At 35.9% G+C, this 26448-nt stretch carries 19 protein-coding genes; 6 read left to right on the top strand and 13 right to left on the bottom strand.

Annotated features, from left to right (window positions below; translation table 11 throughout):
- The 4 genes from UH1x_RS07865 to UH1x_RS07850 form a co-directional block, all read right to left on the bottom strand.
- On the bottom strand, window positions 1–2742 hold the full coding sequence (locus UH1x_RS07865) for a PD-(D/E)XK nuclease family protein (protein WP_482626070.1): 2742 nt from the start codon (window positions 2740–2742) through the stop codon (window positions 1–3).
- 72 nt (window positions 2743–2814) lie between these two features.
- Window positions 2815–4158: an OmpA family protein gene (locus UH1x_RS07860; RefSeq protein ID WP_482626069.1), complete on the bottom strand. Its 1344-nt coding sequence runs from the start codon at window positions 4156–4158 to the stop codon at window positions 2815–2817.
- A gap of 113 nt (window positions 4159–4271) precedes the next feature.
- Window positions 4272–5465: a glycine C-acetyltransferase gene (gene kbl / locus UH1x_RS07855; RefSeq protein WP_482626068.1), complete on the bottom strand. Its 1194-nt coding sequence runs from the start codon at window positions 5463–5465 to the stop codon at window positions 4272–4274.
- On the bottom strand, window positions 5425–8565 hold the full coding sequence (locus tag UH1x_RS07850; protein ID WP_482626067.1) for a UvrD-helicase domain-containing protein: 3141 nt from the start codon (window positions 8563–8565) through the stop codon (window positions 5425–5427). The genes kbl and UH1x_RS07850 overlap by 41 nt, the downstream gene beginning before the upstream one ends.
- 119 nt (window positions 8566–8684) lie before the next feature.
- On the opposite strand from UH1x_RS07850, the gene UH1x_RS07845 reads away from it, so the two are divergent.
- Window positions 8685–9293, top strand: coding sequence for a superoxide dismutase (locus tag UH1x_RS07845; protein ID WP_482626066.1), 609 nt, complete (start codon window positions 8685–8687; stop codon window positions 9291–9293).
- Window positions 9294–10360: 1067 nt separating this feature from the next.
- On the opposite strand, the gene UH1x_RS07840 is transcribed toward UH1x_RS07845, so the two are convergent.
- The 4 genes from UH1x_RS07840 to purN form a co-directional block, all read right to left on the bottom strand.
- Entirely contained in the window at window positions 10361–12259 is a 1899-nt protein-coding gene (locus UH1x_RS07840; RefSeq protein ID WP_482626065.1) for an amidophosphoribosyltransferase, read from the bottom strand.
- A gap of 47 nt (window positions 12260–12306) precedes the next feature.
- Complete coding sequence (locus UH1x_RS07835; protein ID WP_482626064.1) at window positions 12307–13233, bottom strand: PfkB family carbohydrate kinase; 927 nt, start codon at window positions 13231–13233, stop codon at window positions 12307–12309.
- 114 nt (window positions 13234–13347) lie between these two features.
- Window positions 13348–13983: a ribonuclease H1 domain-containing protein gene (locus UH1x_RS07830; protein WP_482626063.1), complete on the bottom strand. Its 636-nt coding sequence runs from the start codon at window positions 13981–13983 to the stop codon at window positions 13348–13350.
- On the bottom strand, window positions 13983–14558 hold the full coding sequence (gene purN, locus UH1x_RS07825; protein ID WP_482626062.1) for a phosphoribosylglycinamide formyltransferase: 576 nt from the start codon (window positions 14556–14558) through the stop codon (window positions 13983–13985). The genes UH1x_RS07830 and purN overlap by 1 nt, the downstream gene beginning before the upstream one ends.
- 289 nt (window positions 14559–14847) lie before the next feature.
- On the opposite strand from purN, the gene UH1x_RS07820 reads away from it, so the two are divergent.
- The 5 genes from UH1x_RS07820 (at window position 14848) to pyk (ending at window position 19206) form a co-directional block, all read left to right on the top strand.
- Window positions 14848–15081, top strand: coding sequence for an acyl carrier protein (locus UH1x_RS07820; protein WP_008269813.1), 234 nt, complete (start codon window positions 14848–14850; stop codon window positions 15079–15081).
- A 106-nt stretch (window positions 15082–15187) separates the two neighbouring features.
- A complete protein-coding gene (gene fabF / locus UH1x_RS07815; RefSeq protein ID WP_482626061.1) occupies window positions 15188–16438 on the top strand; it encodes a beta-ketoacyl-ACP synthase II in 1251 nt (416 codons plus the stop codon).
- An 8-nt stretch (window positions 16439–16446) separates the two neighbouring features.
- Entirely contained in the window at window positions 16447–17181 is a 735-nt protein-coding gene (gene rnc, locus UH1x_RS07810; RefSeq protein ID WP_276493327.1) for a ribonuclease III, read from the top strand.
- Between the two features lie 115 nt (window positions 17182–17296).
- A complete protein-coding gene (locus UH1x_RS07805) occupies window positions 17297–17761 on the top strand; it encodes an IPExxxVDY family protein (protein WP_482626060.1) in 465 nt (154 codons plus the stop codon).
- A 2-nt stretch (window positions 17762–17763) separates the two neighbouring features.
- Window positions 17764–19206, top strand: coding sequence for a pyruvate kinase (pyk, locus tag UH1x_RS07800; RefSeq protein WP_482626059.1), 1443 nt, complete (start codon window positions 17764–17766; stop codon window positions 19204–19206).
- Window positions 19207–19273: 67 nt separating this feature from the next.
- Here pyk and UH1x_RS07795 read toward each other — a convergent pair whose 3' ends face one another.
- The 5 genes from UH1x_RS07795 to UH1x_RS07775 form a co-directional block, all read right to left on the bottom strand.
- Window positions 19274–19798, bottom strand: coding sequence for a PAS domain-containing protein (locus UH1x_RS07795; RefSeq protein ID WP_482626058.1), 525 nt, complete (start codon window positions 19796–19798; stop codon window positions 19274–19276).
- Window positions 19799–20062: 264 nt separating this feature from the next.
- The gene (locus UH1x_RS07790) at window positions 20063–21511 is read right to left on the bottom strand and encodes a TolC family protein (RefSeq protein ID WP_482626057.1); all 1449 of its coding nucleotides are present in this window, start codon (window positions 21509–21511) and stop codon (window positions 20063–20065) included.
- The gene (locus UH1x_RS07785) at window positions 21504–24746 is read right to left on the bottom strand and encodes an efflux RND transporter permease subunit (protein WP_482626056.1); all 3243 of its coding nucleotides are present in this window, start codon (window positions 24744–24746) and stop codon (window positions 21504–21506) included. The genes UH1x_RS07790 and UH1x_RS07785 overlap by 8 nt, the downstream gene beginning before the upstream one ends.
- 16 nt (window positions 24747–24762) lie before the next feature.
- Entirely contained in the window at window positions 24763–25848 is a 1086-nt protein-coding gene (locus tag UH1x_RS07780) for an efflux RND transporter periplasmic adaptor subunit (protein WP_482626055.1), read from the bottom strand.
- A gap of 145 nt (window positions 25849–25993) precedes the next feature.
- A complete protein-coding gene (locus UH1x_RS07775; RefSeq protein ID WP_482626054.1) occupies window positions 25994–26413 on the bottom strand; it encodes a hypothetical protein in 420 nt (139 codons plus the stop codon).
- Between the last annotated feature and the right edge of the window lie 35 nt (window positions 26414–26448).

The raw sequence follows: 26448 nt of genomic DNA, 5'->3' as shown, positions 1-26448 counted from the left end.
TTACACTTCTTTCTCTGTAAACGGAATGTCAGGGTTGCATATTTCTGTAATCAACTGACCAAGAATCTGCTCGAAATTAGAAATGACTTCATTGTTTATGATGTGATTTTTGGGACCTCGGGCAGATTCTTTTTGTGCGAATAACAAAGTGCCCTCGGCAAAATTCTTAAGAGATATAATTCCGGCTTGTATAGATAGGTTTTCTGCGGGATGGGTTTTAAAAAACATCAATCCGTAGCAAAGTAATTGAAACGCTTTGCTAAACTGATATTCATCGGTCAAAATATCCCAATCCATTAATTCAACATTACGGCGTTCTACTTTTCCTGTTTTGTAATCTATGATGCGTGTTATTCCATCGTACTCATCAACACGGTCTAACTTTCCTTTTAAAATAATAGGGAAATCTAAACCTGGTACTGTGAGCGGTACAGATAGTTCTTGTTCTAGGGCAATGATTTTTATGCTATGATCTTTTATAGCGGTTATTTCGGCATCAATAAATGTCTGTATATATTTTAGGATAACATGAAAAGAAATATAGTTTTTGCCTGAACTGATATTTCCTTCCTTATATGTTTTTTCAAAATTTCTGGCTACGGAAGTAGATACGTTCTTTCGTATGGCGTTTAATGATTCTTCAGTAAGTGTTTTGCCAACAAGCGGAGTGTATAGTTCTTCTAAACTATCATGTACAATGGTACCAAAGGTATTGGGCGCCAACGTTTCCTCTACTTGCATAACCTCATTTATATTCAATAAGTTTTGCTTGTAGAAATCTATTGGGTTTCTAATATAATTACTCAGTGAACTTGGTGAGAACCCTTTTCTAGCTTTCTCTTGGATAAGAGCTACTAAGCTACTTGTCTTTTCAACCTGTTCTATTTCTTTGGTAATGGGCTGAATAGTTGGTGTTGCAATAAAAGACTTTATATCGGTTCTATTATCATCGGTTAGCAGCTGAGTAATTAATCTACTACGTTCGCCACCTTCCAAGGCATCTGGTTCCGTATTGTAAAGAACATATACGTTTTTAGCACGTTGTAACAGACGGTAGAAGTGATAGGTATATACCGCGTCTTTCTCTTTATAGGTTGGTAATCCGTTTTTAATTTTTAGGTCGAACGGAATAAACGAATTATTGGATTTACCCGATGGTAATACGCCCTCATTTACAGAAGTAATGATAATAGTTTCAAAATCTAACAATCTACTTTCTAACATTCCCATAATTTGAATGCCTTCAATTGGGTTTCCTTGAAAATCTAAAGTTTCTGAACTCAATAATTGGCTAAATAAATGTTTAAGACTTTTAAGATTGTTGATGTACGAAAAACTTGTACATAAATCTTTTAGCTGATTAAATAGCGTAAAGAATTTATAAAGCTGTTCTAATAAAAGGGAGTTCTGTTTTACAACTTCTATAGTTCTGATGGATTGAATAAGTGCTAGAAAGTTATCTATAAGCCTATTCGGATTATTCTTTACATCTTCAAAAAGTAAATGAATAGCCGCATGTTCCGGCAATAGCTCACGTATTTGGGTATTGGTAATATATGACCAGTTATTTGTTTTGATTTTTGAAACTAAACGCTCTGTTGAGACTTCGTTGGCATCAAATAGTAGTACGGCATAGGAGTGTGTCAAAAGATTTAGTAAATGCTTGTAGAACCATCCTTTTTCAGTCTTTTGTTCGTGAAACTCCATAAGGTTGGTGAAAAAGCTGGCTAATGTAGTAGATTCTAGCTTTTGTCCCATGGTGATGTTCGTAGCCGGAATATTGTCAGGAATAGAATTCAACAGCGGGTTCAGTAATTCTTCATTACCCAAAACAATAGCGGCGTTACGTAAAGAGTCTGGAGATTCGTTCTGAATTTTATACAGCAAATCACCCACATAATTTACTTGGGAGATATTTTTAGGTACACCAATAATCTCAATATTCTTTTTGGTATTGTAGTAATTGGTAAGCCCTGCAAGAGGCTTGTCTTTTAAAATATTCCAAGAGTTTTTATAGTTGCGTATAAAAAAACCTGCATCATGAATGTTGTCTTTTAAAAAGTAAGGATCAATATCCCAATAAATAGAAGCATCTGTTTTTTCCAGAATAGTTTGGATCAGTATACTCTCTGCAGTGTTAAGAGCATTGAAACCTAAGAATATATGTTTTTTATTGGTAGTGCTGAGGTAGTTGGGTAATTCTGAAACCGAGGTTTTATAAATGAGGCCCTGATGCCCTAGACCTTGCTCAAGTAAGCTGTTATTAAATTGATTGTATATACCTTCTAAATATCTCCAGAAATGAAGATAGTTTTCTATCATCTCAGAATTATCCGGGTTCAATGACCAGTGGTTGACCTCTTGTATAGCGGCAACATTTTGGTAAAGTGTAGATGCGTCAACTAAGTAACGGTCTACTTCATTAAAATCCTGTAAAAGTATTTGTCCCCATTTTAAAAAAGAATCAAAGGATTCCTTTTCATAATCGCCCACTTTCAAATAGGCATTATAGAGTTCAAATAATTGTGTGGTCGTATTTGCGGTAACCAGGTTAGAGACCTTTTCAATGAAATCTTCAATACTGTAAATTTCTGGAGCAAGTACTGTTTTGGTGAGAGATTGTGCTAGTATTTTTTTGAGAAAAACACCTGCACGTTTACTGGGTAGAATAAAAACTACGTTACCAGTATCTGGGTTATTCTTTATTACTTCTTGTACTACATCTTTTATAAAGCTCTGCATGGTGTAAAAATAAAAAAGCTCCGCAATATTGCGGAGCTTTTATTTATTAAAACACTTAGGTTTTTATTAAACTTATTTTACTAAGTTAATTTCTACCCTTCTGTTTTGAGCTCTACCAGCTCTTGTATTGTTTGTAGCCATTGGCTTAGACTCACCGTAACCTACAGCAGATAATCTAAACTCTTCGATTCCTTTGTCTACTAAGAATTCTTTTACAGAAAGAGCTCTTGACTCAGAAAGGCTTTGGTTTAATTTTTCGCTACCTACGCTATCAGTATGACCTTCAACAGTAAACTTAGCGTTAGGGTATTCTTTAAGGATTGTGATAATGTCAACCATTACAGAAGTAGACTCAGCTTTGATAGAAGATTTACCAGTATCAAATAAGATAGTTCTAGCATAATCGTTCAATTGCTTTTGAACTTCTTCAGTTACTTCAGGACAACCAGCGTTAGCTACTGTACCAGCAACATCTGGACATTGATCATCTTTGTCAAGTACACCGTCACCGTCTTTATCAGCCCAAGGACAACCTTTGTTTTCAGCAGGACCAGCTTCAGAAGGACAAGCGTCATCTTTATCAGCAACACCGTCACCATCAGCATCAGGACAACCAGCTAAAGCAGGAAGACCAGCTTCGTTAGGACAAGCATCATCTTTATCAGCAACACCGTCACCGTCAGCATCAGGACATCCGTTCATTTCTTTAGAACCAGCTTCGTTAGGACAAGCATCTTTGCTGTCTTCGATGCCATCACCGTCAGAATCAGGACAACCGTTGAATGCTTCAAGACCAGCAACTTCTGGACAAGCATCATCTTTATCGTAGATACCATCACCGTCAGTATCAGTACCACCAAATTTAACTGAGATACCAGCTAAGTGTTGGAAGTGAGGAGCTAAGTAATCTTCGAAAGCATGCTTGTAAGAAGATTGTAATGTAAGACCTAAGTTTTCAGAAAACCAGATGTTTACACCAATACCACCATTTGCAGTACCAGCACCGATTTCATCAATCCAAGTATAACCACCACCGATTTCTACGAAAGGATCGATAACAGTTTGTCTTTTTATGATATCATATTTAATTGTACCATCTATAGCGTAGTGAGATAAATCGTCAACGCTAGTATCACCTAATTTGCTGATTTTGTTAAGAGAACCTCTTGCACCAACAGAGAAACCATCTCCTATTGACTTAGATACTCCTACGTAAGAGATAGAAGGTAAAATGTTCCAGTGATCGTTCACATTGAAGAATTCGTTACCGAAAGAACTTACATCCGAAGTTGGATATACGTCAATGGCATTAACCCCAAATTGCACTTGCCAAGGGTTATTCTCGTCTTGCGCTTGTATGCTGTTGATACCTACTACAAGTAGGGCAACCGCCAATAATTTGCTAAGATGTTTCATGTATTAAATTTTAAGTTTAAGTGTTTATTAGCTGCAAATGTAACTTGTTAAATATTATTAACAAAATCAATTTCCTATTTTTTTTTGCGCATTTAATAGATTAAATACTGCATTTAAACGATTTTTAATTCTTTTCCGACTTCTGTAAATGCCTTAATAGCGGCATCTAAATGTTCTTTAGTGTGTGCTGCAGATAGTTGAACCCTAATACGGGCCTTGCCTTTAGGCACTACAGGGTAGAAGAAACCAATAACGTAAATGCCCCTTTCCAATAATTTATTGGCCATATCTTGAGATAATTTTGCATCGTATAACATTACTGGTACAATCGCAGAATCTCCGTCAACAATGTCAAAACCTGCATTTTTAATGCCTTTTTTGAAGTATGCAGTATTTTCTTGCAACTTATCTCGTAAAGAAGTATCGTTTTCAAGCATGTCAAATACCTTAATAGATGCGCCTACAATAGCTGGAGCTAAGGAGTTGGAGAACAAGTAAGGTCTGGAGCGCTGTCTTAATAGTGTGATAATTTCTTTTTTACCGGTAGTATATCCGCCCATAGCCCCACCTAATGCCTTACCTAGGGTTCCGGTAATGATATCAATTCTACCCATTACTCCTTTTTCCTCTAAGGTTCCTTTTCCTTTTTCGCCAATAAATCCGGTAGCATGGCATTCATCGATCATCACTAAAGCATCATACTTATCGGCTAGATCACATATTTTATCTAAAGGAGCTACAATACCGTCCATAGAGAATACACCATCTGTAACAATAATTTTAAATCGAGCTCCGTCTTCATTTGCTTTGATCAGTTGTGCTTCCAAATCTGCCATATCGCTGTTGGCGTAACGGTAACGCTTTGCTTTACATAGACGAACACCGTCAATAATAGAGGCATGATTTAAAGAATCTGATATAATTGCATCTTCGGCAGTAAGCAAAGGTTCAAATACACCGCCATTTGCATCAAAGGCTGCTGCATATAATATGGTGTCTTCCGTGCCATAGAAATGTGCGATCTTTTGTTCTAGGGTTTTGTGTATATCTTGTGTACCACAAATAAACCGAACAGAAGACATGCCAAAGCCATGTGTGTCCATAGCATCTTTAGCGGCTTGTATAACATCTGGGTGCGATGATAGACCTAAATAATTATTAGCACAAAAATTGATAACCTCTTGTCCGGTATCTATTTTAATAACGGCATCTTGTGGAGAAACGATAATTCTTTCCTCTTTAAAGAGTCCGTCATTTTTAATGTTATCAATTTCTTGCTGTAAATGTTCTTTGATTTTTCCGTACATATTCCTTTATATAATCTAATTCTATTTCTGTATTAATGTATACGATGATTTTGTGATCAATGGTGTAGCCCATATTTTCAAAACTCTGAGCATATGCATTTATTTGATGATGATATGCGGGGTTCCGTTCCCCTGTTTTATAATCGATAATTGTGGCATGGTTGTTTTTTAACACCACCCTGTCCGGTCTTTGAATGGTTCCATCTGCTAGTAACAAGTCACGTTCATTTAGTACCTCTACATCATTTTGGTAAAATTGCGTCAAATCTTTATGAAAGATGACCTTTTTTACAATTTCCTTTATCCCGTTTACTTCTTGCTCTTTGATCAATCCTTTTTGCAGTGCCATTTGTACGGCTCTATCTAAATTGGAAGTTGTGTAAATAGCCCCTAATATATAATGTATGATATTACCTTGGTTTATGGCAACATCTAACCCTTCATCCCATAAAGTACCTGCCAAGGCAAGTATCTTAAAATCGGGCCTATCTTTATTGGTATATATATAAGGTATAGTTAGTTGATCGGTATTGGTTTGTTCTTTAGCGGTTTGTGGCATTAGTTCACCAAAATCATACGATAGTTTATCTTGTTGATATGCATCAATGCTCTTTAAGAAATGTATGAACAAACCAGAATAGTAATTGGTATTGTGTTCACCCTTTTTATCTAGTTTGTTGGCGCTTATAATGAACAAAGCTTTAACCGCTCTGGTGAGGACTACGTATAAAAGATTGAAGGCATCTAGCTGTAATTTTTGATGATCAATTTCATAGAGCAGAGATTCTAATTCACCGTATTGCTGAACTTCTTGCTTTTTATTGATAAGCACTTCTGAAAAGCCAAGAAATTCCTCTTTATTTACCGGAAGCCATAATTTTGGGTCAATTTCTTCGTACACATTAGAATCGGCATAAGGGAAGATAACCACCGGAAATTCCAAACCTTTAGATTTGTGGATGGTCATAATCTGTACCGATTCCATATTTTCTGGTGTGCTTATGCTTGCCGAATTACCTTTCTTGTCCCAATAATCTAAGAAAGATTGCATATCTGAGCCATATTTCTGCTCAACGTCAAAAACAAGATCCATAAAAGCGGAAAGGTGCGCGTCTGAAGTAGGGATAAGGTCAAAGGTTTTTATGGCATATGCCAATCCGTCAAAAACCGAAGCTTGTCTTAGTTTAGAAGCGTCAAATCCATACGTTTCTAAAAGGTGGGCGTCTAGCTTGCCTAAATTTTCATAGATATATGCATGTTTATCTTTTTTTCCTTCAGACAGAAAATTCAAAATCTCATATTGTATCTCTTGTTCTGTTGGTTGAACCATATACCTAATTAGCTGTACCAAGAAATTGGCTTTGGTACTTTCGCTTAACAATAAAGAATCTGAGGAAACAACAGGGATGTTGTGCTGCATTAAGAAATCTGCCAACAGAAGACCATGTTTTTTCTTTCTTATGATAATACAGATATCACTGTAGGTATAGCCTTGGTCCAGACATTGTTGGATAGTTGCTAATGTACTTGCTGCATACTCCTCATCGTTATCTTCTTCTAATAATGAGATATGAACATAGCCACCTTCTTTATGGTTGGTTTCTTGTGTATTTCCTATTTTAAAGAATTCTTGATAAATATCATTCTCTAAAAACGGACTTATGCTTTGAAAAAAGTTGTTGTTGAAGTTGATGACTTCCGCATAACTTCTATAGTTTTTTGGTAAGGTTACCAGGTCTGATTGAATGGTAAACGGGTGTGTTTGGTGTGTTGCCAATTCTAGAAACTGTTCAGCTTTACCACCGCGCCATCTATAAATGGCTTGTTTTGGATCTCCTACCAAAAATAAAGATCCGGTGCTACCTAATTCATCTTCACCTTCCATGGCACTCCCTATTAAAGGAATGAGGTTTTCCCATTGCATTTGTGAGGTGTCTTGAAATTCATCTATGAAGTAATGACGGTATTTTTCCCCAAGTCTTTCATAAATAAACGGAGCGGGTTGATTCTTTACTTCTTTTGCAATTAAGGTGTTAAATTCAGAAATGGACAATTGGTCTTTTTCTTCTTGAATAATCTTTAGCTCTTTTTGGATTGCATTTAACAGTGCAAAGGGAATAATGTTTCTATTGATATTTGCATACAACCCCCTTTTGTAGATCAGTTGCTTTATGGCTTGGTAATGCTGAAGAAGTTGTGGAGCCAAATCTTCTGGCGCATTTTTAACGGTAGCTTTTACTACTTTACCTTCAATTAAATTATCCTCAAGTTTGTTATTGTATAGTTGGGTAGGAGTAAAATTGCCGGCAATAATTTTCTTAAAGTGATTAGGTAATGTTTCTCTAGGGAAATCTTTAAGGTCTAACCCTGATGCAGTGATTGTATCAATAGCTGCAGTTGCAATTTCAACAATATGCTTCTCTAGGTTTTTGGTTTGCTTTTTAAGATGACTTTGTAGTTTTAAGAAGTCGCCCAGTTCAACATCTTTTAATAGCTTTAAGTGTTCGGCATTATTTTCATCGAATATTAGCTTACCTATTTTTAAAAGATCAAATCCAATATCCCAACTTCTGTCGTCCTCAATTTTTTCTAAAGCAAAATCTAAAAGTACCTTGGTAAATTCCGGGTCTTCACCTGCTTTACTAATGACACGTTCAACGGCTTCTTGTAAAAGTAGGTCTACATCTAGTACCACTTCAAAGTTTTGCGGAATCTTTAAATCTTTCGCAAAAGTTCTAATAAGTCTGTGTGTAAACTTATCAATAGTAGAAATGTCAAAAAAAGCGTAGTTGTGTAAAATTTGTTTTAATCGAAGCTTGCTTAGTGCCGGTAGTTCTTCAAAAGTGTAGCTAGTTTCATTTAATATGTCTTTGAATAAAGGATTGGCATCTTCAATAGATGTAGTATTGGAGAATTCGAACAAGCTGTTCAAGATTCTATGTTTCATTTCATTTACCGCTTTGTTGGTAAATGTGATGGCCAATATTTTTCTAAAATTCTGAGGAGAAGCCAGTATTATTTTTAAATATACCTTGGCAAGGGCATAGGTTTTGCCGGATCCCGCAGAAGCATTGTATATGGTAAAAGAATTACTTGACACAGATTTTTACTGCAAATTAAGGATTCCTGTACAGTTCTTAACAAATTATTACGTGAATATAAATGTTAAAATCCGTAACTTTGAAATACTATTAATATTAATCTAAAAACACATAAATTATGGCTTTTGAACTACCAAAATTGCCTTACGCTTATGATGCTCTTGAGCCTCATATTGATGCAAGGACAATGGAAATACATCATACAAAACATCATAACGGATATACAACTAAGTTAAATGCTGCTATAGAAGGTACTGACCTTGATGGGAAGTCTATAGAAGATATTTTAACTGGTTTGGATATGAGTAACAGTGCTGTTAGAAATAATGGTGGCGGATTTTACAATCACTCTTTATTCTGGACAATCTTATCACCAAACGGAGGCGGAAAGCCAAGTGGTGAACTAGCAACTGCAATTGATAGCGCTTTTGGTTCTTTTGAAGAATTCAAAAATAAGTTTACAACTGCTGCAGGAACTAGATTTGGTTCTGGTTGGGCATGGTTATGTGTTCATAAAGGCGGTAAAGTAGAAGTATGTTCTACACCAAATCAAGACAATCCGTTAATGCCAGGTGTTGAATGTGGAGGTCAGCCAATATTAGGTTTAGATGTTTGGGAACATGCATATTACCTAAATTACCAAAATAAGAGACCAGATTATATTGAAGCATTTTTCAATATCATTAATTGGGATGAAGTATCAAAAAGATATGCAAGTAACAAATAAGAAAGGATAGAAATATTCTTAACTATCTTGTAAGAAACCACTTATGAAATTTTCATAGGTGGTTTTTTTGTTTTTAAAATAGAAAAGGGCGGAGAAGTCTCCACCCTTTTCGTCCCAAATCTTACCATAAACTTAACCTACTTATGCTATGGCGAGACTAAATTACTGGTATTGAGTAAATAAAAAAAGGATTTTTAAGAAAAAAATAAACTTTTATTTTGGTGTAGATATTTTTCTAGGGGTAGGTAACAAGGGGTAACTAGTTGTTTTATAAGCCAATTGGTATAAAATAAAAAGACGGAGCATTGCTCCGTCTTTTCCCCAAATCTTACCATGAACTTAACCTACTTATGCTATGGTTCTGTAAATATATAGGCATATGCTGTCATACAAAAAGCTAATCGTTGTACGTCACAAACTTAGGTTGTACTACTAGAATTAATAATTGAGGATAATTTTAAAGGAATAGAGAAGTTAGAAAGGGCTGTAAAATAAAAAGACGAAGCATTGCTCCGTCTTTTCCCCAAATCTTACCATGAACTTAACCTACTTATGCTATGGTTCTGTAAATATATAGGCATATGCTATTATACAAAAAGCTAATCGTTGTACGTCACAAACTTAAGTTGTAATACTGAAATTGATAACTGAAGATAATTTTAATGTATTTGGGAAATTAGAAAGTGTTGTAAAATAAAAAGACGGAGCATTGCTCCGCCTTTTTCCCCAAATCTTACCATGAACTTAACCTACTTATGCTATGGTTCTGTAAATGTAATTGGCTTGTTAATGAATGTAAAAGGTTTTGGCTAAACGTCTCGTAATTACGTTAAAGGGAGTAAAGTGAAGAAACGGATTACAATACCGTACCGTATTAAATATGGACAAATAAAAAAGGTGGAGAAAACTCCACCTTTTTTGCCCCAAATCTTACCATGAACTTAACCTACTTATGCTATGGTAGCTTTAAAAGTAAAGCTGGTTAAGTCAAATCGACCATTCAGTCGATAAAATACCATATTCGTCGACGAAATACACAAATTGAGTGCATTTCGTCGAAGTATTATTTAATAAGCGCGTTCATTGTTACCTTCATAAAAGTTTATGAATGCTCTATTAACCACTCTATTTCCACCTGGTGTTGGGTAGTTTCCGGTGAAATACCAATCTCCTAAATTCTTAGGGCATGCCTCATGAAGATTTTCAATAGTCTGATAAATAATAGACACTTCTGCTTTAATTCCATCAGGACTCAACAGCTCTCCTGTTTTCTTGGAAATTTCTTTTGCTGTAAACGGAGCATAGAATTCTTTAACGTAGTTGATTACATCGTCATCATGACTATCAACTTGCGTCAAGCACTTCTTATAGATTTCTTCTACAATGTGCATAGAGTTATTATCCTCGTGTAAAGCCAATGCTGCTTTAAAAGCTATAAAGTCTTCTAGTTTTGCCATATCGATACCATAGCAATCTGGATACCTAATTTGTGGTGCAGATGATACTACGATAATTTTCTTAGGTGATAACCTGTCCAATATTCTTAGAATACTCTTTTTTAGTGTTGTACCACGAACAATACTATCGTCTATGATAACTAGATTGTCGCCTTCTTTTACTGAACCATAAGAAATGTCATATACGTGTGCTACAAGATCATCTCTACTGCTATCTTGAGTAATGAATGTTCTAAGCTTAGCATCTTTGATAGCTACTTTCTCTATTCTAGGTCTAACATCTAAAATTTCATGAAGTTGTTCGCCAGTAATACCTGTGCCTAAAGCTAGTATTTGCTCTTCTTTTTTCTTGTTCAAGTAATTTTGAGCTTCCTTGACCATACCGTAGAAAGAAGTTTCTGCCGTATTTGGTATATAGGAGAATACAGTATTCTTGATATCCTCATTAATAGATTCCAATATCTGTGGAAAAACCAATTTACCTAATGCTTTACGCTCTTGGTAGATTTCTTTATCGCTACCTCTAGAGAAATAAATACGCTCAAAAGAACAAGCTTTACGTTCTTTAGGTTCTTGTATTTGCTTAATGGCACTTGTACCATTCTTTTTAATGATGATTGCTGCGCCAGGGTCTAATTCCTTTACTTCATCATAAGGTACGTTGAATACTGTTTGTATTGCCGGTCTCTCTGATGCTACTACCACAACTTCATCATCCCTGTAGTAGTATGCAGGTCTAATTCCACTAGGGTCTCTTAATACAAAAGCATCACCATGGCCTAATAAGCCTGCCATGGCATAACCGCCATCAAAATTTTTGGCGGCCCTTTTTAATATTTTATACACCTTTAAGCGTTCTGCAATAATTGGGGAAGCTTCTTGTTTGGTGTATCCTTCTTTTTTTATCTGCTTGTATAATTTAGCAACAGCGTCATCAAGAAAGTGACCGATCTTTTCCATTACGGTAACGGTGTCAGCCATTTCTTTTGGGTGCTGCCCTAACTGAATAAGATTGTCGAACAGTTCATGAACATTGGTCATGTTGAAATTACCTGCAACGATAAGGTTACGATGCATCCAGTTGTTCTGTCTTAAGAACGGGTGAACACTTTCAATACTATTTTTGCCAAAAGTACCGTAACGTACATGCCCTAAAAGTAGTTCCCCTATATAAGGTATGTGCTTTTTTTGTAATGCAACATTATCTTCGTATTCAGGGTGCTCTTTAAGTTCCGTGTTAATACGATCGTTGATTTGGGCAAAAATATCCTGTATAGGTTGTTGCTGACAAGAACGTACGCGGCTCATATAGCGTTCCCCTGCTTTTACATCTAATTTAATACTGGCAAAACCTGCACCATCTTGACCACGATTGTGCTGTTTTTCCATCATTAGATACATTTTATTTACACCATAAAATGCTGTTCCATACTTTTCCTTGTAATACTCTAAAGGTTTTAACAACCGTATTACAGAAATACCACACTCATGCTTAATTGCGTCACTCATTGTTTTTGGTATTAAAAAAACCCCAAAATATTTTGGGGCTAGGGGGATTATTGTAATTCTATGTCGAACTGAGTCAGTCTTTTAAACTGATGCAGTCTTTCTCTAATTTCCTTTCGATCTAAATCGATCATTCTTTCTGTTCCAAATTTCTCAACACTAAAAGATGCTAAGTTAGAACCGTGAATGATAGCTTTCTTCATATTCTCAAAAGAGCTGTCATTGGTTGCTGCCAGGTATCCTGAAAAGCCACCGGCAAATGTATCACCAGCGCCTGTAGGGTCAAATACTTCTTCTAAAGGTAATGCCGGTGCAAAAAAGATTTGGTCTTCATTAAATAATAAAGCCCCGTGTTCCCCTTTTTTGATAACCACATATTTAGGACCCATGGTAAAAATCTTTTGCGCAGCTTTAACTAAAGAGTATTCACCGGTCAATTGTCTGGCCTCCTCATCATTAATAGTTAATACATCTATATGTTTAATTACTTCCATTAAATCATTCAGCGCATTGTCCATCCAAAAATTCATGGTGTCCAATATGATTAATTTAGGTCGTTTTTTCATTTGGTTGATGACACCTAATTGTACAATTGGGTGAAGATTACCTAGCATTACTACATCAGCATCATTGTAATTTTCAGGAACAACAGGGTTGAAATCTTCTAAAGTGTTTAGTTCTGTAGCTAACGTATCTCTAGAATTAAGATCGTTATGGTATTTACCGCTCCAGAAGAACGTCTTGCCACCTTTTACGATTTCCAATGCAGAAATGTCAATATTTCTATCGGTTAAAAGGTCTAGGTATTCTTGAGGTAAATCATCACCAACTATTGATATAATGGCTGAATCAACCTCAAATTGAGATGCTGCTAATCCAATATAGGTAGCTGCGCCGCCCAAAATTTTATCTGTTTTGCCAAAAGGAGTTTCGATGGCGTCAAAAGCGACAGTACCTACTATTAAAAGCTTGCCCATAAAATTGTAAAAATTTAAGCTGCAAATATACGATTTTGAGGGGCTAATTAAAATGGTTTTTCAAATACAAATTGTAATAGTTATCAAAGGCGAATTGTTGATATAAAATGCCAATTATTTCCTACCAAAATCAGCAGGAATTTCTCCCCAAGCCTTCGTTTCCCATTTTACGATAACTGTAGTGTACTTATTTTTCTTTAACCAGTCTTCTGCTCTCGCTATAAGTTCAAAAAGGTTTTTGTTTTTGGCAGATGTTGTTAGTTTAGTGTTGCATTTCTTTTTTCTAACCCAACTCATAGCGGTTCTAGAATCTGTATAGATAATTCGATCGCTATTACGCTCTTTTAAAAACGCCAGTCCGTGAACCAAAGCTAAAAATTCCCCAATATTATTGGTGCCCTGGGGAAAGGGACCTTGTTTAAATAATTTTTTACCCGTTTTGGTATCAACACCTTGGTATTCCATAACTCCGGGATTTCCACTAGAAGCCGCATCAACAGAAATAGAATGATAATTTGGTAAACCTATTTTTGCCAGTTCTTCTTTAGATAAGGTAGAAGCTGTTTTTTTCTTTCCTTTGAAATCGGCATAATTACCATTGTAGGCTTTTTTGGCGACATCAAAAGATTCAAAAGATTTGTATTCTGCACCGGCATAGTTTGCAATAGATTTTTTGCACTCTTTCCAGGAATCAAAGATACCTGGCTTTTTGCCTTTCCAAACCACATAGAATTTTCCTTTTTTCGCCATTATTGTTTCGATAAAATTTCGTCAATAACTTTTGGGAAGTATTCATATTCTAATTGGTGGACTTTAGCGGCAATATCATTTGCGGTGTCGTTTTCATCAATGTTCGCTTTCGCTTGTTTAATGATAGCACCTTCATCATAATGTGCATTTACATAATGTATAGTAATACCGGTTTCAGTCTCTTTATGTTCCTTAACTGCATTATGAACGTTCATGCCGTACATACCCTTACCACCATATTTAGGTAATAAGGCAGGATGAATATTAATGATCTGCTTAGGGAAAGCATTGGTAATAGATTCTGGTATTTTCCATAAAAAGCCAGCTAATACTATAAGGTCAGGTTCTAAAGACTGTAACATATTTAGAATAAAGTCGCTTTTAGAGAATGCCTGTCTGTTAAAAAATAGAGCGTTTATTTCAAGTCTGTTACAGCGTTCAATGACTTTGGCATCGCTTTTGTTAGTTAATACACAGCATATAGTAACATCTTTGCGGAGTTTAAAATAGTTGGCAATGTTTTCAACATTAGATCCAGAACCTGAGGCAAAAAGAATAATTTTTTTGGTTTTCAATAGAAGTGGTCTTTTTAAGAGAGCGTACAATGAAATTAAGTTTGGCAAATAAAGCAAATTTAAAGCTTGTCAGAATTTAGAAAAAAACGATTATCATTTACAGTTCTAATACCTCACTACTTTTCAATACCTTTTATCAACGTTACCGAAACAAAATATTAATATGGTAAAATTACAGCACATGTCTTTAATTTTATTAAATTACCATACATTTTAACGACAATTAGTGTAATTAAACCAAAGTTTTTTATTTTTGCCTTCAATTTAAATTTTTAAAACAAATATTATTATGTCAGACATTGCATCAAGAGTTAAAGCTATCATCGTTGATAAATTAGGAGTTGATGAAAACGAAGTGGTAACCGAGGCTAGCTTTACTAACGATTTAGGCGCAGATTCATTAGACACAGTAGAGTTGATAATGGAGTTCGAAAAAGAATTTGATATTCAAATTCCAGACGATCAAGCTGAGAATATCGCAACTGTTGGTCAAGCGATCAGCTATATAGAAGAAGCGAAGTAAAGCATGTTTTCTTAAATAGAATTCAAATTATCCATGTGGTAAACGCTCCGCATGGATAATTTTTTTTAATTTACGCTTGGTTTAGATTTAAACAAATAAAAGTTAAATGCAGTTAAAGCGAGTTGTAGTTACAGGTTTGGGGGCACTTACCCCAATAGGTAATAATATTGAAGAGTATTGGAATGCACTGGTCAACGGTAAAAGTGGCTCAGCTCCAATTACTTATTACGATACAGAAAAATTCAAGGTAAAATTCGCATGTGAGCTAAAGAATTACAAGACCGAAGATCACTTTGAAAGAAAAGAAGGCCGTAAGTTAGATAGATTTGCACAGTATGCACTTGTATCTTCTGATGAAGCTATTCTTGATTCTAAATTAGATTTAGAAAAAGTAGATAAATTTCGTGTTGGTGTAATTTGGGGAGCAGGAATCGGAGGATTGGAAACTTTCCAGAACGAGGTCATGAATTTTGCCAACGGTGACGGTACACCAAGATTCAATCCATTCTTTATACCAAAGATGATTGCGGATATAGCACCGGGTAACATATCTATAAAACATGGTTTTATGGGTCCTAACTATACAACAGTTTCAGCATGTGCCTCTTCGGCCAATGCAATGATAGATGCCTTGAACTATATAAGATTAGGTCATTGTGATGTTATTGTAACAGGTGGTAGTGAAGCAGCTGTAACTATTGCGGGTATGGGTGGTTTTGGAGCAATGCACGCATTATCTACAAGAAACGATAGTCCAGAAACGGCTTCAAGACCTTTTGATGCAACCAGAGACGGTTTTGTTTTAGGAGAAGGAGCAGGGGCTTTGGTTCTTGAAGAATATGAGCATGCTGTTGCTAGAGGAGCAAAAATATATGCAGAAGTAGCAGGTGGCGGTATGTCAAGTGATGCTTACCATATGACGGCGCCACACCCAGATGGTATTGGTGTAGTCAGGGTAATGGAAAACTGTTTAAGAGATGCAGGAATGTCTATTGAAGACGTAGATGCCATTAATACACATGGTACTTCTACACCTTTAGGTGATGTTGCTGAACTTAAGGCAATTACTAAGGTATTTGGCGATCATGCCAAGAAAATAAATATCAATTCTACTAAGTCTATGACCGGTCACTTATTAGGTGCGGCGGGCGCTATTGAAGCAATTGCATCGATACTGGCAATGGAGCATGGTGTAGTACCACCAACAATTAACCATACCACCGTAGATGAGAATATTGATCCTGATTTAAACCTTACATTGAACAAAGCTCAAAAACGAGATGTAAAAGTTGCCATGAGTAACACATTCGGTTTTGGCGGACACAATGCTTGTGTGGTTTTTAAGAAAATTGATTAATTAGTTTTATGTCATTTCCCACAAACTTATTTAATTCCCATCCAAAAGAGGATGGGGATTTTTTTTTGGGAATAACCAAAATCTTAGGTTTTAAGCCCAAAACATTATCCTTTTATAAAAAAGCCTTTCTTCATAGGTCAATGAATAAAAAAGATGAAGAGGGTAATGCCATGAATTATGAACGATTAGAATTTTTAGGAGATTCTATGCTAGGTACCATTATATCTAAACACCTTTATAATGAAGTCCCAGAGGGTGACGAAGGTTACCTTACTAAAATGCGATCTAAAATTGTAAGTAGAGAGCACTTAAATGAATTGGGCAAAGACCTTGGGTTAATTAATTTTGTGGAAAGTAGGATCCCTAAATCTCACTTTGGTCAAAATATACACGGTAATGTATTTGAGGCACTTGTTGGTGCAATTTATTTGGATCGCGGTTATAAATATTGCGAAAAATTCATCTATAAGAGAGTCGTAGATCCTTACGTTGATATTGAACAATTAGAAGGTAGGGTTATAAGTTATAAGAGTTTGGTAATCGAATGGTGTCAGAAGAAAAAGAAATCTTTTGATTTTGATGTTTATGAAGACACGGGCAATGATCCCTTAAAGCATTTTGCCGTTAGACTTTCAATAGGGGGCGATGTAGTTGCGAAGGCAAGGGCTACCTCAAAAAAGAAAGCTGAAGAAAGAGCCTCAAAAAGAGCCTTTTTTGCCCTACAGGATAAAATGGGGAATTAATCACTTAACAAAATGATAAAAAGCTAACATTTTAATAACTTTTAATGTGTTTTTATCAATTTATCTAACTAGGCTTTATAGCTTAGAAGTTCTATATTTACCGTTTTGTTGAAGTATGGCTACGACTTATAAAATAAATGATGATTTTTATGATGAATCTTTTAGCCTTATAGCTTTACACACTACCTTAGAAGATTTTGCATTGGCCTACGGCTTAAATAAAACTATTAAGGCAAAATTTGTAAGAGCAAAAAAAAATTTTATTCTTGACGAGAATAAATCGTTTCCCATATTTGATTGGGAAGATGAGTATAATGATATGTATTGGGTATTGATTGCCAATCATAGTACTGAAAAAGAGCTCATAGTCCATGACGATTTATTTAAGAATGAAACAACATATAAAATCCCTAGGCTCATACCTGAGTATAAGGATGTTGATTATCTATTAAAAATAGAAACAGAGAAGGATGTTGATATCAACGCCTTAATAAAGAACATATTAATGTTGCCCAGAGTTATGGCAGCATATGAAATAAGTACTGACAAACTAAAATCAAAGAACAATCTAATTTTTTAAATATGCCAACTGTAAAAAAGACGAAAATTGTAGCGACATTAGGTCCTGCAACTAGCAAGAAAGAGGTACTCAGGAGCATGATTGATGCAGGAGTAGATGTATTCAGAATTAACTTTTCTCATGCAGATTACGATGATGTAAAAGAGCGCGTAACTATGATACGTGAGTTAAATGATGAAATGGATACGTACACATCTATTTTAGCGGATTTACAAGGACCAAAATTACGTGTAGGCGTAATGGCAGGTGACGTTGTAGTTAGCCCAGGTGATGAAATAACATTTGTAACAGGCGAGCCTTTTGAAGGTTCTGCTGAACGCGTTTACATGAATTACAAAGAATTCCCAAGAGATGTAAAAGCTGGGGAGCGTATTCTTTTAGATGATGGTAAATTAATGTTCGAGGTTGTTAAAACCAATGGAGAAGATGAGGTTCTTGCCAAAGTAATACAAGGTGGTCCGTTGAAATCCAAGAAGGGTGTAAACCTACCAAATACTAATATCTCTTTACCGGCACTTACTCCAAAGGATATTAAAGATGCTGAGTTCGCTATTTCTTTAGAGGTAGATTGGATCGCACTTTCATTTGTTCGTTTCAGTCAAGATTTAATTGATCTTCAAAATATAATCAATAAACATTCTGAGCATAAAATTCCGATCATTGCTAAAATTGAAAAGCCAGAGGCTGTAGAGAATATCGATAAAATTGTTGCGTATTGTGATGGTTTAATGGTAGCTCGTGGAGATTTAGGCGTTGAGGTTCCTGCACATGAGGTTCCATTAATTCAAAAGCAATTGGTGCTAAGAGCTAAGAAAGCTAGAATACCGGTAATTATTGCTACTCAAATGATGGAGACAATGATTACTAGTCTTACACCAACCAGAGCAGAAGTAAATGATGTTGCAAATTCAGTAATGGATGGTGCAGATGCTGTAATGTTATCTGGTGAAACCTCTGTGGGTAACTATCCTGTACAGGTTATTGAAAAAATGTCTAGTATTTTAGAGAGTGTAGAAGGGTCGGATTTAATTCATGTACCACACGATCCACCACATATTCGTACCAAGAGATTTATAACCAAATCTATATGCTACCACGCCGCTACAATGGCAAATGATATAAAGGCGAAGGCGATTTCTACATTGACAAATAGTGGATATACTGCTTTTCAGATTTCTGCATGGAGACCTAGTGCACATATTCTTGTATTTACATCAAACAAAAGAATTCTTACACAATTGAATCTTTTATGGGGAGTAAAGGCCTTTTATTATGATAAGTTTGTATCTACTGATGATACTGTAGATGACGTAAACCGTATCGCTTTCAATAAAGGTTATTTGCAAGTAGGAGATATGATTATTAGCCTTGCTGCAATGCCAATTAAAGATAAAGGTATGGTAAATACCTTAAGAGTTAGTGAAATAGAGTCGGGCGATATTTAGTCTGTTATCATATTCAATAAAAAAGGGTCGCCAATAGCGACCCTTTTTTTTACACTAAACTTAAATATTAGGCAACTTCTTTTTCAAAAGCTATAAAGTTGACCATTTCACCTTTCTTATCAAATATAGGATGGCCTTGAATCCAACAATTATACGTGGACCCATCTTTTCTGTAGTTGACTACCGTAACTTCAAATGGTTTCTTTTCTTTAACAGCATTAGAAACTATTTTTAAAGTAGATTGCGAGGTTAAATCACCTTGAAACATCTTAGGATTCTTACCTATAATTTCTTCTGGATAATATTGACTCATATTCCACATGTTCTTGGTTGCAAAAACAATGTTTAATTGAGCATCTGTTACCACCACAATATTCTTGTCAGATTTTAATTTGGTATCAATGATATCCGTGTCAAAATCCCAAGAATTGGTGGAAACTAAACTTAAAAGAGCAACCGAATCCTCTTCTGTTTGTTTTATTACTTCGTAATTAGGAGCATAAAAGTCCCAAGAAAGAACAGGCAACAAATTATAGTTTAAACTTTTTCTAAACTTGATCACGGCATTATCGTAATCTTTTAAATCTATCATATGCGTAGTTTAGAGAGATAATTAAAATTTCTTTTTCATAGCAATTAGGGATAAAGCTAAAAATTAACCTGTTATGATTAAAATTTTAAGGTAGGATTAGCATAAATGTTTAAGTCTTCGTCACTTATACTTTAAAAAGTAATTGGAAAGGTTGAACACTAAAATGCTTTTTTTAACAAAAAAATAGTCAAAACAATAAAAAACCCTAACAAGATTTATATCTGTTAGGGTCAAAAAAAAGATATTTAATTGCGTGTAATCTGCTTAATTCCATCCACCACCTAAAGCCTGGTAAATGTTTACCCTAGCCATAAGTTGGTCTTTTTTGGTTTCTACCAATTCCATTTTCGATTCCAAAGCTTCACGTTGGGTGAGCAAAACTTCTATATATTCAATTCTAGCCGATTGAAATAACCGTGTAGATAAATCGATAGATTCTGTCAATGCTTTTACCTGGTTTTCTTTCAGATTATAGCTCTTTTGAAGGTTCTCCATTTTAGAAAGCTGATTTACCACTTCTATATATCCGCCTAAAATTGCTTTTTCATATTCATAAACCGCTTGAATTTGTTTTGAATTTGCTGTATTGTATGCCGCTTTAATAGCATTTCTATTGATTAATGGTCCAACAATATCACCAACTGCACTGTACAAAAGTGATTCTGGTGTTTCTGTTAGATATTTAGCTTTAAATGCCTGTAGCCCAACACCTGCTTTTAAACCAATTGATGGGTAGAAGTTAGCTCGTGCTACTTTGATATTTAACTTGGCAGCTTCCAACTCAAATTCTGCTTGTCTAATATCTGGTCTATTTAAAAGCAATTGCGATGGTAAACCCGCGTAAACAGTATCCATTTGTGTATCTATGAATCCACCAGAATTACGGACTATATGTTGCGGCTGTCTACCAATTAAAAAATTAAGCTTGTTTTCAGTTTCAACAATTTCTTGTTGCACCTCAAACTTGTGACTTTGGTTTTTTAATACTTCTGCTTCAAATCTTCTAACGGCAAGTTCAGTGGCACGTGCGGCTTCTTTTTGTAATCGTACCATTTTTAGAGCATTACTTTGCAACTCTAAGTTTTGCTCAATAATAGCTAATTGATTGTCTAAGGCTATCAACTCGTAATAAGAATCGGCTATCTCGGCAATTAACCTAGTTACCATAAAGTTTTTCCCCTCAATGGTAGATAAATATTCCAGTGCAGCAGCCTTTTTAGAGTTGCGAAGCTTCTTCCAAACATCAAGTTCCCAAGTGGCAAAAAGTCCGGCTGAGTAATCCGTTAGAGGCTCTGGGAATTCTTCACCGTCTTTAATATCGAGATGATGTTCTACAGCACCATCACGGGTATATTCACCCACTTTTTCAACTTCGGCACTTACACCATAGTTGACAAAAGGTAGGTATTCTCCTTTTCTAGCTTTTACTTCATTTTGAGCAACATCTATCTGTTGCATCATTATGCGTAACTCCTGGTTGTTTGCCAATGCAGTATCAATTAGCTTGGTAAGGTTTTCATCTTTAAAAAAGTCTTTCCATTTTAATTGCGCGCTATTAGTGGTATCCGCCAATTGCTGTGCATAATTATCTGGCAGACTCTTGTTAGCTTTTTTTAATTCTCGTGTAGGTACACAAGAATAGAAGAAACCTATTTGCACTAGAAGCACGATAAGTAATTTTCCATGCTTCATGGTATTTATAACTTTAATCATTGTCTTCTTTTTTGGTTAGTTTTTGAATCAGTTGTTTTATCTCACGTAGCTTTTGTCGTGTTTTACTTTCACCTTCGCTTACACGTACAAACTCTTCAGAAATAGGCTCGTCAGACTCTCCTTTTATAAGTCCGCGACCATCTGCCATTCTAGCGAAAATGTAATATAGACCAGGAATAATAAGTACTCCGATTAGGGTACCCATGAGCATACCCCCCATGGCAGATCCACCAATGGTTTTATTGGCAATTGCCCCGGCACCGTGTGCAATAACTAGAGGAATAAGACCGGCGATAAATGCAAATGAGGTCATTAAAATAGGTCTAAAACGTACTTTAGCCCCTTCAATGGCAGATTCTAAGATGGTGCTTCCCTGTCGTCTTTTTTGCACGGCAAATTCCACGATAAGTACGCCGTTCTTGCCTAGAAGACCCACCAGCATTATAAGTCCAATTTGTGCATATACATCATTCGCAAGTCCCATGGCTTTAAGCATAAAGAAAGAGCCTAGCACTCCAATAGGTAATGAAAGAATAATAGCAAACGGAAGAAGGAAGCTCTCGTACTGTGCGGCAAGAACGAAATACACGAAAATTAAAACGACCAAGAAAATATAAATAGATTCATTTCCTCTTTGTGCTTCGTCATATGACAATCCTTCCCAAGCCACGTCAAAACCTCTTGGTAAGGTCTGTTCGGCAACTTCGTTAATAGCGTTAATGGCATCACCACTGGTATATCCTGCAGCTGGGAGTCCTCTTATTGATGCAGAATTGTACAAGTTGTATCTGGTGATTTCGTTAGGACCAAGCTTTTTCTCCATCGACATAAATGCCGAGTAGGGTACCATTTCACCTTCTTCGTTTTTCACGAATAGTTTTTCTAAATCTGAAGGCAAGGCCCTGTATTCTGGAGCTGCTTGGGTATAGACCTTAAAGAACCTACCAAAACGAATAAAACCTTGCTCATAAGTACTACCAATAAGAATATTTAGGTTTTCCATCGCTTTATCTATGGAAACCCCTTTTTGCATCGCAATTTTATTATTGATTTTTAACTCGTACTGCGGATAGTTGGCGGAGTAAAAAGTAAATAACCCGGTAAGTTCATCACGCTCGGATAAAGCTTCCATGAATTCGTTATTTATCTTTTCAAACTCGTGATAATCCGTTCCGTCGGTTTTATCTAAAAGACGCATTGAAAATCCGCCAGAAGAACCAAAACCAGGTACGGCAGGCGGTTCAAAATATTCAATTACGGCACCAAGGTCTTTAGTTTCCTCCTCAAGCTCTTCCATAATTTCATGAACGGAATGATGGCGGTCTCCCCAAGGTTTTAGGTTAATTAAAACCGTACCGGCATTAGAACCACGACCCTCAGTCATAATTTCATAACCTGCTAAGGAAGAAACAGATTCAACACCTTCGGTCTCCTCACAAATAATTTGCAGTTTTCTAGCCACATCATTTGTGCGCTCTAAGGTGGAACCCGGCGGAGTTTGAATAATGGCATAGATCATACCTTGATCTTCGTTAGGTATAAACCCTGCTGGTAAGGTTTCATTGGTAAAGAAAATACCAACGCAGAACGCGGCTAGAATACCAAAAGTAAGCACCCTTCTGGCAACAATTTTATTGAGCACCTTAACATATTTACCAGTTAGTTTCTCAAAACCTCTGTTGAACCAATCTATGAATTTATCGATAGGTGATTTTTTACGCTCCTTACCGTGATTGTTTTTAAGAATCATGGCACAAAGCACCGGTGTTAACGTTAGTGCAACAATAGCTGATAGTATAATAGATCCAGCCATGGTTATGGAAAACTGTCTGTAGAAAACACCTACTGGTCCCGTCATGAATGCGATAGGTACAAATACCGAAACCATAACCAAAGTAATGGCTATAATTGCGCCACCAATCTCATTAACCACAAGTTTTACCGCGTCATAAGGACCTAAATGTGTTTCTTCCATTTTGGCATGCACCGCTTCTACCACCACAATGGCATCATCAACCACAATACCAATGGCGAGCACAAGGGCAAAAAGGGTAATAAGGTTAATGGAGAGCCCAAATAATTGCATGATGAAAAATGCACCTATCAAGGAAACAGGTACGGCAATAATGGGAATTAAGGTAGAGCGCCAATCTCCTAGAAACAAGAATACCACAATGGCAACCAGTATAAATGCATCTCTCAAGGTATGTATTACTTGTTCTATAGATGCGTTTAAGAAGTTAGAAACGTCATAACTAATTTTGTAATCCATGCCACTTGGCAACTCAGATTTTAGTTCTGCCAGTTTATCCTTTACCTCGGCAATTACATCACTGGCATTGCTGCCAAAGGTTTGTTTTAAGACAATAGAGGCAGAGGGCTTACCATCTAGGTTAGAATAAATATCAAAAAATTCACTTCCTAACTCTACATCGGCAACATCTCCTAAAGTTAAAATTTCACCTTCAGGATTCGCCTTTAAAATTATGTCTTTATACTGCTGTGGTTCATCATACCTATCTTGGTAGAGCAGTACATATTCTAAAGACTGAGATGTTTTACCTGAACTTTGTCCAATTCTACCTGGTCGAGCCAAAATACTCTGCTCTTCCATAGCTTCAAGAATTTCTTCTGCAGAAACATTGTAGGCACGCATACGATCTGGCTTTAACCAAACACGCATAGCATATTTACGGCTACCTAAAATTTGAGCACTTGCAATACCATCTATTCGCTGAATTTCAGGAATCATTTTAGTGTAGGCATAGTTGTAAAGAAACAGCTCGTGGTCATCACTATTGTCACTATAAAGGTTCACGTACATTAACATACTGGGCTGTACGGGAGTAATGATAACACCTTCTCTTTGTACCAATTCCGGCAATAAGGGCATTACTTGATCTACTCTTGTTTTTACCCTGACCACGGCTTGGTTGGGGTCTGTGCCGGGTTCAAAAATAATACGGAGCGTACCTTCACCTGCACTAGTAGCATCTGATGCAATATAGCGCATACCTTGAACACCGTTTATAGCAGTTTCTAAGGGGATAAGCGTGGATTTTACCAAAACATCCGCACTTGAACCAGGGTAGGCAATAAAAATATTGACCGTCGTAGGTGCAATATCAGGGAATTGTGAAATAGGCAATTGCTTAATGGAAAGCAACCCTACAAATACGATTATTACCGATATGACAATAGCCAATACCGGTCTTTTTATAAACTTACTGAACATGTTTTTTGTTTTTAGGTTACTCGGCGTAAACCGCCAATTTTGACATCACCTCGTTTGGCTCGGTAAATTCGGTTTCAATCTTCTCATTGTTTTTAACCATACGGATACCATCAACCAATATTCTGTCTTTTGGTTGAAGTCCTTTGCTAATAACAAAAAGGTGGGGGAGCTCTGCAGCAACAGAAATTTCTGTTTGGTGCACCACATCATCTTGGTCTAAAACAAAAACATAACGCTTATCTAATATTTCAAAAGTTGCTTTTTGAGGGATGATCAATGCATCTTTAAACGGAATGGTCATAAGAACACTACCGGTCTCGCCATGCCTAAGAATTTGATCAGGATTAGGGAAAGTTGCTCTGAAGGCAATGTTACCGGTTTCGTTATTAAACTCACCCTCAATAGTTTCAACAATGCCTTTTTGGTTGAATTTTTTATTGTTCGCCATTAAGAGTTGCACTTCTTTTTTATCATCTTTATCCGTGCTAATGATGTAGTCCAAATATTCAGCTTCAGGAACATTGAAATACACCCACATTTTAGAATTGTCCGATAGTGTGGTCAATAATTCGCCTTCATCTAAAAGACTACCTTCCCTTGCATGAAGGTGATCCATAATACCATCAAAAGGAGCCCGTATGTTCGTGAAACCTAAATGGGTCTGTGCTAAGGAAACTTCTGCATTGGCTTTGTCAAAATTGGCTTTTGCCATGGCGAGTTCATTTTTAGAGACTACATTACCATCGGTTAAAAGCTGGGTGTTTTGCAATTCTATTTCGGCAACTTTAGCCTCGGCTTTTGCTTTTTGTAAATCTGCTTCATAGATATTAGGCATAATATTGAACATTTTTTGCCCTTTTTTTACGAGTTGACCTTCGTCTACGTGAATTTCCTTCAAATATCCTTTTTCAAGGGCTCTAAGCTCTATATGCTTATAGGAATTTATTTGACACACATAATCTTTAGTTATGGAAGTGTCTTTTTTAATGGGACTTGTAATTAGAAACTTAGTATGTTCCTCTTTTTTTTCTTTTTTTGAATTACAGCTAGCCGCAATGAATACTATGCATGCGCTAGTGATCAGGAGGATTCTCTTGGTCATAAAATGTATATTTAATTGATTGGAAAAATGAAATTTGAAAATGCGGAGACACACAAATTTTAGGACAAATAGATTAATGAACCTAAAGGGGCTGTTACCTAAAAAATGATGTCAGGTCAAAATACAATCTTGACCAAAAGAAATTTTAAATACGAAATACCTGATATAGGACAAAGCGCCTATTTGCTATGGGTAGAAAAGTAAATAGCTTGGGAAGTGAATTGCTATTTGTAAAATAACTGAATAAAAATAATACTGATAATAGGTAAAAAGAAATAGAAGCTTGTTGGCGCTCAGAATCTTTTTTAAAAAAAGTTTGTTCGCTTTCTTCTTCCTCAATTTCTACAGCTTCAATTTCTAGAACCTTATCTAAATTATTGAAAGAACTTTTTAATACCGCATCATGAGCAACAATAGTTTCTAGATTGTTGTTTAATGAATAGGTTAAATGTTGAATAGATTGAAAAGAAGTACCCTCTATATTGTTATGAGCAAATAGAGGACTGTATATACCAGATAGTAATATACAGACAGAAAGAAGAAATTTTAAAAAACCTTTTTTCATTTAAGTGAACAAAACTATTCTAGCTAATTCTGCTG

This window comes from Maribacter sp. UH1, from assembly GCF_056839145.1.
Note: the sequence above shows the minus strand (reverse complement) of the source record. Positions and strands in the feature narration are given on the sequence as shown.